General features: G+C 50.5%; 2 protein-coding genes. Both read left to right on the top strand.

What is annotated here, in order from left to right:
- Positions 1–336: DUF4369 domain-containing protein (locus JX312_RS11275; RefSeq protein WP_204458066.1), on the top strand; the 336-nt coding region annotated here is incomplete at its 5' end.
- Between the two features lie 155 nt (positions 337–491).
- Positions 492–2,852, top strand: a complete 2,361-nt coding sequence (pnp, locus tag JX312_RS11270; protein WP_204458065.1) for a polyribonucleotide nucleotidyltransferase — start codon at positions 492–494, stop codon at positions 2,850–2,852.
- Positions 2,853–3,044 lie beyond the last annotated feature (192 nt).

Here is a 3,044-nt window from a genome sequence, read left to right as displayed (position 1 = left end):
GAACCGAAATTCAAGGTGTCAGGAGAAGTTGAGGGAGGAGCTGACCGTTCGCTGGTGCTCGAAAAATCAGACTTTTACGGACGCTGGATTCCGGTTGACTCCGTCAGAATCAAATCTTCAGGCAAATTTGAAATGGAGTCTGACGCACCTGCTTCTCCGGAGATATACCGTCTGTCGCTTGATGGAAAATTTATCTATTTCCCGGTTGATTCCATAGAAAGCATAACTGTTGATTCTCCTGCCGCGAATTTCGGTTCACCGCAACCGGCAAGAACCATCACAGGAAGAGAGAGAAAAAGGATTTTATGGAAAATGTCAATAATTTTCATATCTTAGAAAATTTCGTTTGGGAAAATTGAATAATTAATTTTTTTTTAAATCTTTTTTGAATTGTGACTGCAAATATACGAAGAATCCCTTAATAATGTGGAATTAAATTGCTAACTTTGTAAAAATTTACGCAAACGCGAAGAAAAACAATAAAGAATTTTATGTTACAGACATTCAAAAAAAACATCGCTCTGCCCGACGGACGTGAGATCACGATCGAGACAGGCAAGCTTGCCAAGCAAGCGGATGGAGCGGTGGAGGTGCGCATGGGCAACACTATGCTCCTCGCTACCGTATGTTCGGCAAAAGAAGCCGGCGAGGGCGTTGACTTCATGCCCCTCACAGTGGAATACAAAGAGAAATACGCCTCCATCGGCCGTTACCCCGGAGGCTTCCTTAAACGCGAAGGACGCGCCAGCGACTACGAGATTCTGACCTCCCGCCTGGTTGACCGCGTTCTCCGTCCTCTCTTCCCCGACAACTATCATGCGGAGACTTTCGTAAACGTCACTCTCTACTCGGCTGATGAAAACGATGCTCCCGATGCATTGGCAGGCATTGCCGCCTCTGCGGCGCTCGCAGTAAGCGACATTCCTTTCAACGGACCCATTTCCGAAGTTCGCGTGGCGCGTGTCGACGGCGAATGGGTGATCAACCCCACTTTCTCCCAGATGGAGCGTGCCGACATCGAACTGATGGTCGGTGCCACATACGATAACATCATGATGGTGGAAGGCGAAATGGATGAAGTTTCCGAAGCTGAACTTCTCGAAGCCCTCAAGGTTGCGCATGAAGAAATCAAGAAGCACTGCGTGGCACAGATGGAGCTTGTAAAAGAGGCTGGCAAGGAAGTAAAACGCGAATACTGCCACGAAGTAAACGATGACGCACTTCGCGCCGACGTTCATGCCAAATGCTACGACAAGGCATATGCGATCGCCCGCACAGGCTCTGCCGATAAACACTGGCGCAACGAGTCTTTCAAGGCGATATGCGAGGAATATATCGAGAATCTTCCCGAAATGACGGAAGAGCAGCTTGAGAACTATACAGAAGACCAGCGCATAGCCATGGTTAAACGCTATTACCACGATGTGGAGAAAGAAGCCATGCGCCGCTGCGTGCTTGACGAGGGCATTCGTCTCGACGGACGCAAGACCACTGAGATCCGCCCCATCTGGGCGGAGGTTGATTATCTTCCCGGTCCTCACGGCGCCGCAATCTTCACCCGTGGCGAAACACAGGCACTTGTAACCGCCACTCTCGGCACTACACTTGACGAGAAGATCGTTGACGATGTGCTCAACCAGAGCAAAGAGCGCTTCCTGCTCCATTACAACTTCCCTCCCTTCTCCACAGGCGAAGCGCGTCCACAGCGCGGTGTAGGCCGTCGCGAGGTTGGTCACGGAAATCTCGCACACCGCGCCCTCAAGCGCATGTTCCCGGATAATTTCCCCTATACATGCCGCATTGTTTCCGACATCCTCGAATCAAACGGCTCATCATCAATGGCAACCGTTTGCGGCGGCACACTTGCCCTGCTCGATGCCGGAGTACACATGAAACGCCCCGTAGCCGGTGTCGCAATGGGTCTGATCTCTGACGAAGGAGCTGTAAAATATGCAGTTCTTTCCGACATCCTCGGTGATGAGGACCATCTCGGAGACATGGACTTCAAAGTGACCGGAACCACAAAAGGTATCACAGCCACCCAGATGGACATTAAATGCGATGGTCTCAGCTATGAGATTCTTGCCAAAGCACTCGAGCAGGCAAAACAGGGCAGGCTTCACATTCTCGGCATCATAGAGGAGACAATCCCCGCACCTCGCGAAGACTACAAGCTGCATGTTCCGCGCCTTGTCACTCTTGAGATACCAAAGGAGATGATTGGTGCAGTAATCGGACCGCAGGGTAAAGTCATTCAGGGAATCCAGGAAGAGACCGGCACTGTCATATCTATCGATGAAGACGAGAAACTCGGCATCGGCAAAGTGGAGATCGCATCTAAAGACAAGAGCAGCATTGACGCGGCTCTCGCCAAAATCAAAGCGATCGTCGCCCAACCCGAAGAAGGCGAGGTATACGACGGTACCGTCCGTTCGATTCTCGACTTCGGTGCATTCATCGAATTCATGCCCGGTCGCGACGGACTCCTCCACATCTCCGAAATTTCATGGGATCGCCTTGACAACATGGAGGCAAGCGGTCTGAAAGAGGGCGACAAAGTAAAAGTCAAACTCATTGAGATTGACAAGAAAACCGGCAAATACCGCCTTTCAATGCGTGTTCTCACGCCCAAGCCCGAAGGATATGTAGAGCGTGAGGCACGTCCCCGCCGCGAAGACAGACCACGTCGCGAAGGTGACAGAGCAGGCTTCGAACGCGGACCACGTCGCGATGGAGACAGAGGTAACTTCGAACGCGGACCCCGCCGCGATGGAGACAGAGGACCCAGAGCACCCCGCCGCGACGGAGACCATGGTTCCCGCACCTTCACACCCCGCAACCGTGAGGATTAATATCAATGGAGTTCTATGAAGACTCCGATAAAACCAATACATCAGGAGACTGAATCGCATCTGCGATTCAGTCTCTTTTATCTTTTATATGACAGACCATAAAATCAAGTGAACGTCAACCTGAAGAAAACGATACAAAAAACTAAAGAATGTTAAAAAGCAAATTATTTTTGATGTTATATAGCATATATC

Source organism: Barnesiella sp. CU968 (assembly GCF_905219685.1).
Taxonomy (GTDB): Bacteria; Bacteroidota; Bacteroidia; order Bacteroidales; family Muribaculaceae; genus Lepagella; species Lepagella muris_A.
This window is presented reverse-complemented; position numbering and strand designations above follow the sequence as displayed.

Coding starts and splice junctions, on each gene's coding strand:
- pnp (WP_204458065.1), top strand. CDS start 492: ATGTTACAGACATTCAAAAAAAACATCGCTCTGCCCGACGGACGTGAG.